Raw genomic sequence first — 13145 nt, forward strand, 5'->3', positions numbered from 1 at the left:
CGGCATTCCCGGAGCCTTGTTGTTTTCATGGGTGTCCAGCAGACGGGCGGCGAACCGGAGGCGTGCATCCATCCGGGAGAAATGCACCATTTGTCACATTTCGTTGGCCCGTACCATACCCCTGCGACAACGGATGGAGTACATTGCATGCACCGGGAGGAACCGTCAATTAATTGTCAGCCTTGGCTGCCCCCCTGGTGGAAAGCGTGTTCCATCCCGGCCACGTGTCCTGCCCGTCCATGGGGACGGAGGGATGCAGTGCTCATCCTCGTTGCATGAAAGGATTCCCATGAACATGACCCGTATGGCCGGCCTGCTGGCACTGGCTTGCACCGTTTCCCTCGCAGCCTGCGGCAAGAAGGCCGATGATCAGGCCCAGAAATCCGCCGATCAGGCCAACCAGGCTGCGCAGATGGCTGCTTCTTCGGCAGTCATGGCTGCATCGGCTGCCGCTGATGGTGCCAAGCACGCGACCGAAGTGACCAAGGGTGCAGCCAAGCAGGCTGCACAGGACGCCAAGGACGTGGCAAAGGACACCGCCAACGACGCTCTCCAGAAGGCCAACGAAGCCGCCCAGAAGGCCAAGGAAGCTGCCAAGAAAGACTGATTCCGTCTTCTTTGAATCGGGCCCCGGCGTGCGCCGGGTCCGTCTGCATCAGGCGCGATGGAATCCTCCTGTGGGAGGCACATCGCGCCTTTGTCTTGTCTGGGTGGCTGAGGAGCTGGGGGTCCCAGGTGCAGCGCACTGTGCTCCCGCAGGCTCAGCCCAGCCGGGCCAGCCGCTCCAGTGCCGCCTGCAGGGTGGCTTCCTGCTTGGCAAAGCAGAACCGAATGGTCTTCTGCTCGGTGCCATCGCCGTAGAAGGCAGCCACCGGAATGGCCGCCACTCCCAGTTCACGGGTGAGCCAGATGCAGAAATCCGCTTCTCCCAGATCACGCTCCGGTCCCCGCAGATCGGCGTAGCTCACGCACTGGAAGTAGGTTCCCTCACAGGGCAGCAGGCGCAGCGGGGTGCGCGCCAGTCCCTGCGCAAACGCATCGCGCTTGCGCTGGTAGAAGGCCGACAGGTCCATGTAGGGAGCCGGGTTCTGCATGTATGCCGCCAGGCCATGCTGCATCGGGGTATTGACCGTGAACACGTTGAACTGGTGCACCTTGCGGAACTCCTGCATCAGCGGCGCAGGGGCTGCCACATAGCCGACCTTCCAGCCCGTCACGTGGTAGGTCTTGCCGAAGCTGCTCACCACCATGCCGCGTTCGGCCAGGCCCGGCACATGCGCCGCGCTGACGTGCATTCGGCCGTCGTACACCATGTGCTCGTACACCTCATCGCTGAGCACCAGCACATCGGTGGGAGCGAGAAGATCGGCAAGCTGCTGCAGTTCCTGCTCGGTCCACACGGTGGCCGTGGGGTTGTGGGGCGTGTTGAGCAGCAGCAGGCGGGTCTTGGGACCCAGCGCGGCAGCCAGCGCCGCAAAGTCGGGCCGGAAACTCCCACGTGTGAGGGGCACGCGCACCGGCACGGCACCGGACATCTCGATGGCGGGCACATAGCTGTCGTAGCACGGATCGAGCACGATCACTTCGTCGCCGGGCTGCGTCAGTGCCAGAATCGCAGTGAGCAGCGCCTGCGTGGCGCCCGCCGTGACGGTGATCTCGGTTTCTGCCTCGTAGCGGCGGCCGTGCAGGTGCACAATCTTGTCGCTGATGGCCTGGCGCAGCGCAGCAACACCCGGCATGGGCGGGTACTGGTTCCATCCTGCCTCCATGGCCTGCGTGACCCCGCGGATCAGGGCGGGATCACAGCCAAAGTCGGGGAAGCCCTGACCCAGGTTGACGGCGCCGGTCTGCGCCGCAAGTGCCGACATGGTCGAGAAGATGGTGGTTCCCACCTCGGGCAGACGCGAGGGCAGGGGAGACAGCAGGGGCTTGCAGGGTGCGTTCATGAGAGCAGTACCTCGGGCCATCCCATCGGATGGGTCCGATGGGAGCGGAAAGATCAGAGTCCGTAGTCTTCGAACTGGCCGGTCATGGCCTTCATCACCAGCTGGCGAGGCAGCCGTTCGCTCAGCGATTCGGCAAACTCGTACACGAAGTCGCGCAGATACGCTCCGCGCTTGAAGGCGACGCGGGTGACATTCTTGCCGAACAGCGTGCCCAGCCGGCGATAGACAAGCCCGGGCTTGGGGTCATGCACCATGGCCATCTCGGAGACGATGCCCACGCCCAGACCGTGTTGCACATAGGTGATGATCACGTCCGAGTCGATGGCTTCGAGCACGATGCGGGGCTCCAGCTTGCGCTGTGCGAAGGCGTGGTCGATGCGGGTACGGCCGCTGAAGGACGGGTGGTAGGTGATCAGATCCACCTTGCACAGGTCCTCCAGGGTGATGCGTTCCTGGGTCGCCAGAGGGTGCTGTTCGGGCACCACGAGCACGTGCTCCCAGTCGTAGCAGGGCAGGCTGACCAGCTCGGGGTAATCGGCCAGCGATTCGGTGGCAATGCCAATCTCTGCCGATTCGTCGAGCAGCATGCGGGCCACTTGTTCGGGAGTCCCCTGGTGCAGGGCAATCTGCACCTTGGGGTAGGTATGGCGCAGCTTGGCGATGCAGTCCGGGAGCACATAGCGCGCCTGGGTGTGCGTGGTGGCAATGGAGAGGTGCCCGGCATCCTGCTTGCTGAATTCCTCGCCGATGCGCTTGAGGTTGCCCACCTCGCGCAGAATGATGTCGATGCTCTGGATGATGTGCCGGCCGGGTTCGGTGATGTGCTTGAGCCGCTTGCCGTGGCGCACGAAAATCTCGACGCCGAGTTCTTCTTCGAGCTCGATGATGGCCTTGGACACTCCCGGCTGGGAGGTATAGAGGGCTTTGGCCGTCTCGGTGAGGTTGAGATTGCGGCGAACCGCTTCCTGCACGAAGCGGAATTGATGAAGGTTCATGTCCCGGTCAATAAGGGAGATTCACATTTCCAGCAGAAATGCGAAGAAGTAATACCAAGTGCCAATCCGTGGATTTTATACACTATCCATTATTTTGGCGCTCTGGTTTATTCCATCGAACCCAATGTGCAGAAGGGAAATGCCAAAAAGAAAAGGTACGAGCCATGTCGTACCTCTTGAAGACGCGCTGGCTGCAGAAAAAGCAGACAGCGGAGGGAAATAATTGGTCGGAGTGAAAGGATTCGAACCTTCGACCTTCTCGTCCCGAACGAGACGCGCTACCAGGCTGCGCCACACTCCGAAGCCATGAATTATAGCCTGACAAAAGCCGATTGTCAGGCATGGCCCCATTTCTTTTCTATGGCCGGTGGGGCGTTCCTGCCGCACAGGGGCGTGCGGGTCTTACCGGGACGCGGCGGCGGTGCAGTGCTGCAGATCGCCAAGGGTCAGCTGCGCGACCAGAGCCGACAGTTCGGGACGGTCCCCGATGTTCTGGGACAGGTGAAAGTGGATGTGCGGGTTGGCCTGCCGTGCTGCGTCGACCAGGCGAGGCACGTCTTCCGTCACATGCCCGCCAGCGCCCAGGAACACGGGCACGATGAGGATGTGCGTGGGAGCATGTTCAGCCACCAGGGCAGACAGTGCGTCCGGCAGCTGGGGCGGCAGATAGTCGAGGTAGGCACAGGTGACGCGGACGGCGGGATCCTGTGCGGCAATGGCTGTCTGCATGGCCAGCAGGGGAGCGTTCCAGCCAGGGGCACGCGATCCGTGTCCGAGCAGAACGATGGCAGAGTCCGAAGCAGAAGTCGCTGCTGCGGACATGCCAGCGGAAGGGGAGACTGCGGAGTGGGAGGAGGTCATCGCTTGAGTACCAGCCAGGTAAAGGCCGTCAGGGAAATGGCGGTGTAGATCAGGCTCGGAATGGCTGCAGCCAGCCAGGGCATCCAAGCATGCATGTTGCCGATGTAGCCGAAGACATTGTTGAGCAGGAAGAAGCTGATCCCGACCACCACGCCTCCGAACACTGCCGTGCTGATGTTGCCGGAGCGGAAGTGAAGATAGGCGAAGGGCAGCGCCAGGATCACCATGACCAGACAGCTCAGGGGGTAGAACACCTTGCGCCAGAACTGGATCTCGTAGTTGCGGGCGGACTGGTTGTTTTCCTTGAGATGGGAGATGTAGCGGTACAGCTCGAAGGTGGACATGCGGTCGGGATCGATGAGGGCAGCGGCCACCATGCCCTGGTGGATGCTGGTGTCGAGGCTCAGGCTGTCGAGATGGGTGCGCTGCATGCGGGCATGTCCCGTGTTGCCATCGGCCCCGACCAGCTGGTTGCGCTGCACATCGTGCAGGGTCCAGCCCTTGTCCGAGAAACGTCCCGATCCGGCCTCGATGGTGTCGGCGAGCAGTCCCTGTGCATTGAAGTCGAACACGCGGATCTGGCGCATCTCGCCGTCGGGGGTAAGTTCGTGGACGTTGATGATGCGGTCGTGGTCCGCCTGGTTCTCCTTCATCCACGCGCCGGTGCGACCCGCGGTGATGCGACCCTCGAAGCGGGCCTTGTAGAGCTGGGCGAGCTTGTTGGTTTTGGGCGCTACGTAGTCGCCCACCAGGAAAGTCCCCACGGTGAACAGCGCCCCCAGCACGAGCAGGATGCGCAGGGCACGCCACGGGCCCATGCCGCTGGTGCGCAGGATCGTGAACTCGGACGTCATGGCCATGTTGGCCATGACGAAGATGGCGCCGATGAGCACCGCAATGGGCAACAGCTCGTACACATGTTCAGGCACCAGCAGGGCGACGTAGACCATCGAGTTGAGCACGGTGTAGCGCACGGCTGCATTGCTGCTGCTGAAGTTGACTTCGTTGATGACATCGAAGAACAGGAACAGCGCCAGGAAGCTGAGCGTCACGAACAGCACGGCCAGGAGAATCTGGCGGTGGATATAGCGGGCAGCGACTCTCATGCCTGCCTCCCTTCACCGGCCGGCACGGGGCGCCGCGGCAGCAGCCGGTGCAGACTCCACTGGTTGTGGCGCATCCAGATCCACAGCATGGCGAGCGCGAAGATGCCTCCGTGCAGCAGAAGCAGCATGCGGGGCATGTCGATGCGTCCGCGCGTGATCCAGTCCTGCGCGAAGTTGATCAGGTTGTAGTAGACGGTGAAGAACAGCAGGGCCAGCACCAGACTGCCGCTGCGGCCCGAGCGCGGATTGACCTTGGATGAGGCCAGCGCCAACAGCATGAAGTTGATGCCTGCGAGCGCCATGCTGATGCGCCACCCGAGCTCGCCCTGGTACTGGGGAGCGGGGAGCTGCAGCAGGCGCAGGGTGGGGATGGCGCGCGGCGGAGTGGCTGCCAGGGTCTGGGGATCGTCGAGCGAGCCATGCAGTGCCTGCGAGCGGTCGCCGATGCGGATGCCGTACTCCTGGAACCGGCTTACCGTGAGCGTGTGGTCGTCGGCGATCTCGGTGCTCTGGCCATTGGTGAGCACGGCAAACCGGCTGTTGCCCACATCCTTGACCTGTCCGCTCTGGGCCGTGACGATCTGCTCGCTCTTGGGCTGCCGAGCGAAGATGAACAGCTTGCGCCCTGCCGCAGAGGCGCCCGAGAGGGCGGCGGCAGACGTGGCACTGCGATCGTCGCCGTCGATGTAGAAGACCCGGTTGCCGTCGCTGGATTCCTGGAACTGTCCGGGAGCGATGCGGTTCACATCGCCCCGGGTCTGGTAGCGCTGGCGCAGCTCCTGGGTCTGCGCATTGGCCCAGGGCCAGCCCACGAGCGACAGCACGGCCACCACCAGCACCACGGGCAGGGTGAACTGCAGCAGCGGGCGGATGAACTGGAACAGGCCCTGCCCGCTGGAGAACCATACCGCCATTTCACTGTCGCGGTACATGCGCGACAGGGTGTAGACGATGCTGATGAACAGGCTCAGGGTGAGAATGGTAGGAAAATAGGCCAGCACCGTGAAGCCGAGCACCAGCGAGACTTCCGATGGGTTGATGGCTCCCTGATTGGCAAAATTCAGGGTCCGGATCAGCATCATCGTCATCACGATGATCACGAGCACGAACAGGGTGGCGCTGAAAGTCCGCGTCAACTCGTGGCGAATGGATGATTGGAATAACATGCGCTAGTGCTGAGATTTACAGCGTCAAGAAAGGGCAGACATTATCATGATTTTCACGCTTTCCCATGACGACCTCCTGGCTGCAGGCAAGGGCCACCACGAGGTACTGGTGGTGCTGGTGGCAGACGGCTACGACGGCTCCTTCGCTTCCACGAGCGAACTGGCGGCCTGCATGGCACAGGCTGCCGAGCAGGGGCATCTGCGCACCGAGGCCGGCAAGCGACTCGATGTGTACCGTCCCGAGGATGCCGCCAGCGGACGTGTGGTGATTCTGGGCGTGGGCAGTGGGCGTGCGGCCGACATTCAGGAGCCGCTCCAGAAGCTGGCCCGCGAGCTGGCCCCCGAAGTGCGCAGCCTGGCCGTGTGCTTTGCGCAGGATGCCCACCCCGAGCAGCTTCAGGCAGCCATGCTGGCCGTGGCACGCGGTGGCTATCTCTATGGCGATACCAAGCCTTCTGCCAAGGCAGGCATCGAGAAGGTGGCCCTGGGGGCACCGAACGCGCACAGCCTGGAATCGGCGTGGGCCGAGGGGCAGGCACTGGTCGCAGGGGTGGAGCTTGCGCGAGGCTGGGGCAACCGTCCGGCCAACCATGCCACGCCTTCGCAGCTGGCCGATGCGGCACAGGACATCGTCCGTCAGGGCAATGCCGCTGGCGGCAAGCGCTTTGCCTGCCAGATATTGGATCAGGCCCAGGTCGAGAAGCTCGGCATGGGGGCCTTCCTGGCCGTGGCAAAGGGTTCTGAAGAGCCGCTGCGTTTCATCGTGCTGGAATACCGTGGCGCGAACAAGGCTGATGCACCGCTCGTGTTCGTGGGCAAGGGCATCACGTTCGACAGCGGCGGCATTTCGCTCAAGCCGGGCGCCGGCATGGACGAGATGAAGTTCGACATGTGTGGTGCTGCCAGCGTGCTGGGCCTCTTTGAGGCACTGCGCCATGCGCGTCCGTCCATCAATGTCGTGGGACTGATCCCCTCGTGCGAGAACATGCCGAGTGGGCGTGCCATCAAGCCCGGCGATGTGGTCACCAGTCTCAGCGGGCAGACCATCGAGATTCTCAACACCGATGCCGAAGGGCGCCTGATTCTGTGCGATGCCCTGACCTACGCGGAACGCTTCCAGCCACGGGCCGTGGTCGACATCGCCACGCTGACCGGCAACTGCGTGCTGGCACTGGGCCATCTGCGCAGCGGCCTGTTCACCACCGACGACGCTTTGGCTGGCGCGCTGGAGGAGGCTTCCCGCACCAGCGCCGATCTGCTGTGGCGCCTTCCCATGGACGACGTGTACGGCAAGGGACTGCGATCCAACTTCGCCGACATGGCCAACGTGGCAGGACGGGAAGCAGGAGCCATCTCGGCGGCCAAGTTCCTCGAGAAATTCACGTCTGCCTATCCCTGGGCGCATCTAGACATTGCCGGCACGGCCTGGGATCAGGGCGCGGAGAAGGGGGCCACGGGGCGTCCGGTGCCGCTGCTCCTGAAGTTCGTGCTCGCGCAGGCGGCCAGCCCGGTGGCCTTTGCTGCGCCCGCTGACGCACCGGCAGCCACGGTTGCTCCTACGGCACGCACCGCCAAGTCTGCCAAGTCCGTCAAGGGAACAGATACGTCCGGCGCCAAGCCCAAGTCGGCATCCCGGGCCAAGGCGTCCCGCTCCAGCAGCAAGTGAGTGCAGGACTTGCCGTCTGCCCCTGAACCCCCACCGCCATGACCGAGATTTCCTTCCACTTCAACATCCCCCAGCGGGTGCCCTATGTCTGTCGCCTGCTGCGCAAGGCGACGGCCAAGGGCGCCCAGCTGCTCGTGACGGGGCCCCGCGAGGAGCTCGAAGCCATCGACCGCATGCTCTGGCAGCTGTCCCCGGTGGATTTCGTCGGGCATGCCTGGATGGAGGCATCCAGCGGCGGGGATGAAGGGGAGGGAGCGGAACACGCAGCCATGGCCGTGGCGAGGGAGCGGGCGCGCGTGTGGCTGTCCGAATCGGTCTGTGCGAGCGATCGTCACCGGGTGCTGGTGAACCTGCATGCCTCCATCGCCGAGGGATTCGAGCAATTCGAGCGGCTCATCGAGATTGTTTCCCTGGATGCCTCCGACCGCAACGACGCCCGTCAGCGCTGGCGCTACTACGGTCAGCGGGGCTACCAGATCATTCGGCATGATGTCCAGGTAACTGGTGGATAATTTCCACCTACATGAACCTGCATGCCGATATTTTCCGGATCGCGGAAGGAGGCCTTCGATGACACAGACCAATCCCCCTCGCTTCGTGCCTACCCTGACCGAAACCCTCACGGATGGCAACATTCCGAGTACGGTATCCGACGATTCGCGCTACCTGCAGCAGCGTCGGCTGCAGGAGCCGGATTCCATGCTCGATCTCGATCTGGGAGAGCTGGAGACTTCGGGGCCCAAGGTCGCCCATGTGCCGCCCCTGAGCGAATACCAGCGCACCATGGTTTCGGGCGCTCCTCATACGGGCGGCCCGGCTGCGCGGGATGCCGGACACGCTGCCGCGCCCGTCCGGCAGGGGGCTGCCGCTTCTGTCCAGGGCAGGAACGCTTTGGCCGATGCACCAGTGCCGGCATCGTCTGCAGGTTCTGCTGCCCCCATGCCATCTGCTGCTGCGCGCGCCGCCGAGGCAGCCTTTCCGGCAGACTGGCAGCGGCAGCTCCAGGAACACATCCAGCGCGCCGTGCGGCAGGAGCTCCAGCAGCAGCTGCCTTTCATGCTGCTGCAGTGGTCGCAGCAGATCGAGGAAAAGCTCTCTCCCCAGCTGCAGGCCCATCTGGTCAGGCTCATCGAATCCTGGCGTGCTGCCCGCTGAGCGGGCTTGCACCGATGTCCTGCCCATAACTCTCACCGATTCGCCTGTGTGAAGACAGTGGGGAGTGCGCTTTCTGCAGAGGAGCCAGCCGTGTCATTGCGTGAGAGCCGCTCCCTTTCGTCAGAGTCTTCCGAAACCGAACGCTATTGGCGCCTGTACGCCCATCCAGCGCAGGCCTGGTGGCATGCCAGTGTGGTTCTGGTGCTGCTGGCGCTCGGAATCGGCATGGGCATCTGGATGCTGCGGCTGGCCAGCGAAGCCTGGTGGGAGCCGTCGGCCCTCCCGGGGCCCTGGGAACTGCTGCTGTGGCTGGAAATGGGCATTGCCTGGTGGATTCCCTGCAGCCTGTGGGCTGTCCATATCGGGTTGCGCCGTCCTCTGGGCTATCTGTTGTCCGTGTACGGGCACATCCGATGGGGCCTTTTGATGCGCGCCTGGGCCGTGGCGCTTGCAGCGGCCGGGGGGATGGCCGTTCTTGATTTCTGGATCACGGGGGCACTGCCTGCGCATCGTTTCGCAGTGCCATGGGCAGCGGTGGCGGTGCTGGTTCTGTTCACTCCCCTGCAGGCAGCGGGCGAGGAGCTGGTCTTCAGGGGCGCGCTGCAGCAGATCATGGCCTGCTGGGCCGGGCGATGGACGGGCCGTGCGTGGCTGCGGCATATCTTGGTGCTGGCGATGCCCTCGCTGCTCTTTGCGGCCCTGCACGGCCAGCAGGATGTCCCGCTCTTTGCGATGCGGTGCCTGCTCGGTCTGGTGTTCGCCTGGGTGACCGTGCGCACGGGAGGGCTGGAAGTGGCCATAGCCCTGCATGCGGCCAACAACCAGGCGGCAATAGCCGAAGCCCTGTGTGCGGGGCGCGTGTCCGCGCTGCTGCTCGACACCCACATGGCATGGCCCACACTGGGGCTGCAGCTCGGTGGTACGCTGGGCGTGGCCTGGCTGCTGGTGTGCAGGAGCACGGCGTCGAAGCAGACGGGGCAGATGCCAGGAGCGTCGCAAGGAGGCTGATGACGGTACAGCCCGCAGCGGTCAGGCACGAGGTCAGAGCGTCAGGGTGCAGCCATCCCCGCTCGACGGACGCCAGACCCGAACCTTGGCTGGCTGCACGCCACGGGCCTGGATTTCGCGGGCGATGTAGCCGCACAGATTTTCCAGGGTGGGCTGCCCCAGGCCAGGAACCTCATCGAGGTAATGGTGGTCGAGCTGGCTGCGCAGGGCGGCAATGTGCGTGCGCAGGATCGCAAGATCGACCACCATGCCGGTATCGTCTTCGGGCGCGCCCCGCACGCAGATCTCGGCGTGGTAGGTGTGCCCATGGATGCGGCGGCTGCCGGCCACTTCGGCCGCATCGTCGAGCTTGCGGCGCAGGGTATGTGCCGCCTCGAAGAAGAAGGACTGGCTGAGTTCGTAATGCATGGTCAGTGGAAACAGGGAAAGGGCATCAGCGGATGCCGGTGATCTTGTGTGTCTGCAGGCTCAGGCGCCAGGTTGGCCGTTCCATGCACAGCGCAATGCAGTTCTGCACGTGGGCTGCGCGAGAGGCATCGTCAAGCGGCTGGAGCAGGTAATGCCGGAATCGGGATGCTTCCAGGGTTGGCAGGTCCATGCCCGCCTGCGGCCATACGACCTTGAGCTCGTCGCCTTCGCGCTGCACCCAGTGCGCCAGCGATTTGGGGCTCACGCACAGCCAGTCGATGCCGGCAGGTGCAGCAATGCTGCCATTGGTTTCCACTGCAATCTCGAAACGTGCCCTGTGCAGGGCATCGATGAGTGCGGTATCCACCTGCAGGAGCGGTTCGCCGCCCGTGAGCACTGCAAACCGGGGCCCGTTGTCCTGCGTTGGCCACAGGCTGGCCATGCGGGCGACCAGCTCTTCGGCAGACTGGAACCGGCCCCCCAGCGTCCCATCGGTACCGACGAAGTCGGTATCGCAGAAGGTGCAGATGGCGTGTGGACGATCCTGCTCCCTGCCGTTCCAGAAATTGCATCCTGCGAAACGGCAGAAGACGGCGGGACGTCCCGCCTGCAGTCCTTCCCCCTGGAGGGTATAGAAAATTTCCTTGACCTGATAGCTCATGATGGTGAGGGCGCATTATGCCCTCGGGCGGGCCTCTGCGTCATCTGCCGGGATGGCGGGACAGGGCGAAGCCGTCCTTTTTGCAACACACTTGCACTTTCTGGCTACAATGGACCGGAAAAACAAGGGGGTGTGTGCGTGTCTGATGTGCCGCCACCAACTGCACTCCCGTTCTCTTGCCGAATCCTTTCCCATGAAATCCCTTCTTCTGGACAGCGTGGCATGGCGCCTCGCAGGCTTGGCGGTGCTGTTGCTCGTGATCTGGCTGGTGTATGGAGCGGTGGTATAGCCATGCCTCTCGTCTTGGACAATGTCACCGTCACCTATCGCAGCCTGCCTGCCGTGCATCACGTCTATGCCCGATTCGACGAAGGATGCTCCTGGGCCATTTATGGCCCCAATGGCGCGGGCAAGAGCACCCTGCTCAAGACCATCATGCGGCTGATGCCCTGCAGTACCGGAGAAGTGCGCTGGGAAGGCCTGCAGCGGCGCGATCTGGCCTACCTGCCTCAGCAATCCGAGATGGACCGCAGTCTGCCCATGACTGTCTTCGAGCTCACGGCACTGGGACTCTGGCATGAGCTGGGTCTCTTCGGCGGTCTGCGTTCCCGGCAGGCTGCACGGGTCATGCAGGCCCTGGAGCGGGTCGGCATGGCCGATTTTGCACACCGCCAGATTGCCGCACTGTCCACAGGACAGTTCCAGCGCGTGCTCTTTGCCCGCATGCTGGTGCAGGATGCCCGTTTCCTGCTGCTCGACGAGCCCTTCAACGCCATGGATGCGCATACCACGCAGGCCTTGCTGACGGTGTTGCAGGAATGCGTGCATGCAGGCAAGGGCGTGATCGCCGTGGTGCATGACCAGTCCCAGGCGCGACACTGCTTCCATCATGCGCTGCTGCTGGCGCGGGAAGTGATTGCCGAAGGTCTGAGCCACGACGTCTTCACTCCCGACAATGTGCAGCGCATGAATATGTTCCGGCAGGACGCCCCGGTCGTGGCCTGGTGCGACATTCCTCCCGATGCGTCGGCGCATGCGGGGCTTTCGGCTCCCACGCATGTGCATCTCCATGCAGAGCCAGGGAGTCTCGCTCCTTCTTCTGCGCCCCCCGCTTCGCCGCCGCTCTGAAGAGGCCATGCATCCGCCATCGGCTCCGCAGGGAACTGCGCGGTGGTGGTCAGGTGTTCGCCCCCGTATTCCTGTGTCGCTTTCAGGACCAGACCTCCGACTTTCAAGGTGCCGCATGCTGCACGATATTTTCATCTCCCCCTTTTCCGATTTCGACTTCATGCGCCGTGCCCTTGCGGCCGTTCTGTTTCTGGCGCTGAGTGCAGCGCCCATGGGGGTACTGCTGATGATGCGCCGCATGAGCCTCATGGGAGATGCCATCAGCCACGCGGTACTGCCCGGCGTGGCGCTTGGCTACATGGTGGCCGGATTCAATCTCATGGCCATGGGGCTGGGCGGTCTCCTGGTGGGACTGCTGGTGGCGCTGGCCGTAGGGTTGGCCAGCCGCTATTCGAGCCTCAAGGAAGATGCCAACTTCGCGGCGTTCTACCTGACCTGTCTGGCCTTGGGAGTGCTGCTGGTGAGTCGGCAGGGCAGTCAGGTCGATCTGCTGCACCTGCTGTTCGGCTCCGTGCTGGCCGTGGATCAGCCTGCCCTCACGCTCGTGGCCATCGTCGCCAGCATCACGCTGACCATGCTGGCCGTGATGTACCGGCCCCTCGTGGTGCAGATCGTCGATCCCGTCTTCCTGCAGTCGGTCGGGGGACGGGGCACGGTGTGGCACGTGGCCTTTCTCATGCTGGTGGTGCTCAATCTGGTGGCTGGATTCCAGGCTCTCGGCACCCTCATGGCTGTAGGGCTGATGATGCTGCCGGCCATCGCGGCACGCCTGTGGGTCAGCCGCATGGGGAGCATCATGCTGCTGTCCAGCGTGCTGGCAACGCTGTGCGGATATGGGGGGCTGCTGCTGTCCTACCACGTCGACATGCCATCGGGGCCCGCCATCATCCTGCTGTGCGGCATGGTGTATCTGTGCTCTCTGCTGTTCGGATTGCAGGGAGGCATGCTGGCACGCTGGCTGCAGGGGCGTCGCCATCGTGCTCTGCTGCAGGGTGGAACAGTCGCATCATCCCGTCAATGAATGCAACGGGTCATGGTCATGTCG

14 protein-coding genes and 1 tRNA gene are annotated in these 13145 nt (G+C 63.6%); 7 read left to right on the forward strand and 8 right to left on the reverse strand.

Translation table 11 applies throughout. The features are described 5' to 3' along the window. The first annotated feature begins 289 nt into the window (after positions 1–289). The gene (locus ACP2WS_RS00245) at positions 290–607 is read left to right on the forward strand and encodes a hypothetical protein (protein ID WP_426458936.1); all 318 of its coding nucleotides are present in this window, start codon (positions 290–292) and stop codon (positions 605–607) included. A 154-nt stretch (positions 608–761) separates the two neighbouring features. On the opposite strand, the gene ACP2WS_RS00250 is transcribed toward ACP2WS_RS00245, so the two are convergent. From ACP2WS_RS00250 to lptF, 6 genes are all read right to left on the reverse strand, one after another. Next, complete coding sequence (locus ACP2WS_RS00250) at positions 762–1946, reverse strand: pyridoxal phosphate-dependent aminotransferase (protein WP_426458937.1); 1185 nt, start codon at positions 1944–1946, stop codon at positions 762–764. Positions 1947–1999: 53 nt separating this feature from the next. Continuing rightward, positions 2000–2941 carry a CysB family HTH-type transcriptional regulator gene (locus ACP2WS_RS00255; RefSeq protein WP_374492584.1) on the reverse strand — a complete coding sequence of 314 codons (942 nt, stop codon included), beginning with the start codon at positions 2939–2941 and terminating at the stop codon, positions 2000–2002. A gap of 224 nt (positions 2942–3165) precedes the next feature. Beyond that, positions 3166–3242 (reverse strand) — tRNA-Pro (locus ACP2WS_RS00260). 101 nt (positions 3243–3343) lie between these two features. After that, on the reverse strand, positions 3344–3763 hold the full coding sequence (locus ACP2WS_RS00265; protein ID WP_426458938.1) for a sirohydrochlorin chelatase: 420 nt from the start codon (positions 3761–3763) through the stop codon (positions 3344–3346). A gap of 35 nt (positions 3764–3798) precedes the next feature. Beyond that, a complete protein-coding gene (gene lptG / locus ACP2WS_RS00270; RefSeq protein WP_374492587.1) occupies positions 3799–4908 on the reverse strand; it encodes an LPS export ABC transporter permease LptG in 1110 nt (369 codons plus the stop codon). After that, positions 4905–6074, reverse strand: a complete 1170-nt coding sequence (gene lptF / locus ACP2WS_RS00275) for an LPS export ABC transporter permease LptF (protein ID WP_426458941.1) — start codon at positions 6072–6074, stop codon at positions 4905–4907. The genes lptG and lptF overlap by 4 nt, the downstream gene beginning before the upstream one ends. Positions 6075–6120: 46 nt before the next feature. Between lptF and ACP2WS_RS00280 the strand changes: the two genes are divergently transcribed. From ACP2WS_RS00280 to ACP2WS_RS00295, 4 genes are all read left to right on the forward strand, one after another. Next, entirely contained in the window at positions 6121–7740 is a 1620-nt protein-coding gene (locus ACP2WS_RS00280; RefSeq protein ID WP_426458942.1) for a leucyl aminopeptidase, read from the forward strand. A 38-nt stretch (positions 7741–7778) separates the two neighbouring features. After that, positions 7779–8252, forward strand: coding sequence for a DNA polymerase III subunit chi (locus ACP2WS_RS00285; protein ID WP_426458943.1), 474 nt, complete (start codon positions 7779–7781; stop codon positions 8250–8252). A gap of 58 nt (positions 8253–8310) precedes the next feature. Continuing rightward, the gene (locus ACP2WS_RS00290) at positions 8311–8895 is read left to right on the forward strand and encodes a hypothetical protein (RefSeq protein ID WP_426458944.1); all 585 of its coding nucleotides are present in this window, start codon (positions 8311–8313) and stop codon (positions 8893–8895) included. Between the two features lie 90 nt (positions 8896–8985). Then, a complete protein-coding gene (locus ACP2WS_RS00295; protein WP_426458945.1) occupies positions 8986–9903 on the forward strand; it encodes a CPBP family intramembrane glutamic endopeptidase in 918 nt (305 codons plus the stop codon). A gap of 33 nt (positions 9904–9936) precedes the next feature. On the opposite strand, the gene ACP2WS_RS00300 is transcribed toward ACP2WS_RS00295, so the two are convergent. After that, positions 9937–10311, reverse strand: a complete 375-nt coding sequence (locus ACP2WS_RS00300; RefSeq protein WP_374492597.1) for a 6-pyruvoyl trahydropterin synthase family protein — start codon at positions 10309–10311, stop codon at positions 9937–9939. A 25-nt stretch (positions 10312–10336) separates the two neighbouring features. Then, positions 10337–10972: a 7-carboxy-7-deazaguanine synthase gene (gene queE / locus ACP2WS_RS00305; RefSeq protein ID WP_426458946.1), complete on the reverse strand. Its 636-nt coding sequence runs from the start codon at positions 10970–10972 to the stop codon at positions 10337–10339. A 291-nt stretch (positions 10973–11263) separates the two neighbouring features. Here queE and ACP2WS_RS00310 point away from each other — a divergent pair, with 291 nt between their 5' ends. After that, entirely contained in the window at positions 11264–12100 is an 837-nt protein-coding gene (locus tag ACP2WS_RS00310) for a metal ABC transporter ATP-binding protein (protein ID WP_426458947.1), read from the forward strand. A gap of 115 nt (positions 12101–12215) precedes the next feature. Beyond that, a complete protein-coding gene (locus ACP2WS_RS00315) occupies positions 12216–13121 on the forward strand; it encodes a metal ABC transporter permease (RefSeq protein ID WP_426458949.1) in 906 nt (301 codons plus the stop codon). Positions 13122–13145: the final 24 nt, after the last annotated feature.

Origin of the sequence: Brachymonas moutaii (nom. illeg.), assembly GCF_049977365.1 — a bacterium.
In the GTDB taxonomy this organism is placed as follows: domain Bacteria; phylum Pseudomonadota; class Gammaproteobacteria; order Burkholderiales; family Burkholderiaceae_C; genus Brachymonas.

Excerpts from the sequence above, each read along its gene's own strand:
- ACP2WS_RS00315 (WP_426458949.1), top strand. The coding sequence starts at position 12,216 with ATGCTGCACGATATTTTCATCTCCCCCTTTTCCGATTTCGACTTCATG.
- ACP2WS_RS00300 (WP_374492597.1), bottom strand. The coding sequence starts at position 10,311 with ATGCATTACGAACTCAGCCAGTCCTTCTTCTTCGAGGCGGCACATACC.
- ACP2WS_RS00265 (WP_426458938.1), bottom strand. The coding sequence starts at position 3,763 with ATGTCCGCAGCAGCGACTTCTGCTTCGGACTCTGCCATCGTTCTGCTC.
- queE (WP_426458946.1), bottom strand. The coding sequence starts at position 10,972 with ATGAGCTATCAGGTCAAGGAAATTTTCTATACCCTCCAGGGGGAAGGA.
- lptF (WP_426458941.1), bottom strand. The coding sequence starts at position 6,074 with ATGTTATTCCAATCATCCATTCGCCACGAGTTGACGCGGACTTTCAGC.
- ACP2WS_RS00255 (WP_374492584.1), bottom strand. The coding sequence starts at position 2,941 with ATGAACCTTCATCAATTCCGCTTCGTGCAGGAAGCGGTTCGCCGCAAT.
- ACP2WS_RS00245 (WP_426458936.1), top strand. The coding sequence starts at position 290 with ATGAACATGACCCGTATGGCCGGCCTGCTGGCACTGGCTTGCACCGTT.
- ACP2WS_RS00280 (WP_426458942.1), top strand. The coding sequence starts at position 6,121 with ATGATTTTCACGCTTTCCCATGACGACCTCCTGGCTGCAGGCAAGGGC.
- ACP2WS_RS00285 (WP_426458943.1), top strand. The coding sequence starts at position 7,779 with ATGACCGAGATTTCCTTCCACTTCAACATCCCCCAGCGGGTGCCCTAT.
- ACP2WS_RS00250 (WP_426458937.1), bottom strand. The coding sequence starts at position 1,946 with ATGAACGCACCCTGCAAGCCCCTGCTGTCTCCCCTGCCCTCGCGTCTG.
- ACP2WS_RS00310 (WP_426458947.1), top strand. The coding sequence starts at position 11,264 with ATGCCTCTCGTCTTGGACAATGTCACCGTCACCTATCGCAGCCTGCCT.
- ACP2WS_RS00290 (WP_426458944.1), top strand. The coding sequence starts at position 8,311 with ATGACACAGACCAATCCCCCTCGCTTCGTGCCTACCCTGACCGAAACC.
- lptG (WP_374492587.1), bottom strand. The coding sequence starts at position 4,908 with ATGAGAGTCGCTGCCCGCTATATCCACCGCCAGATTCTCCTGGCCGTG.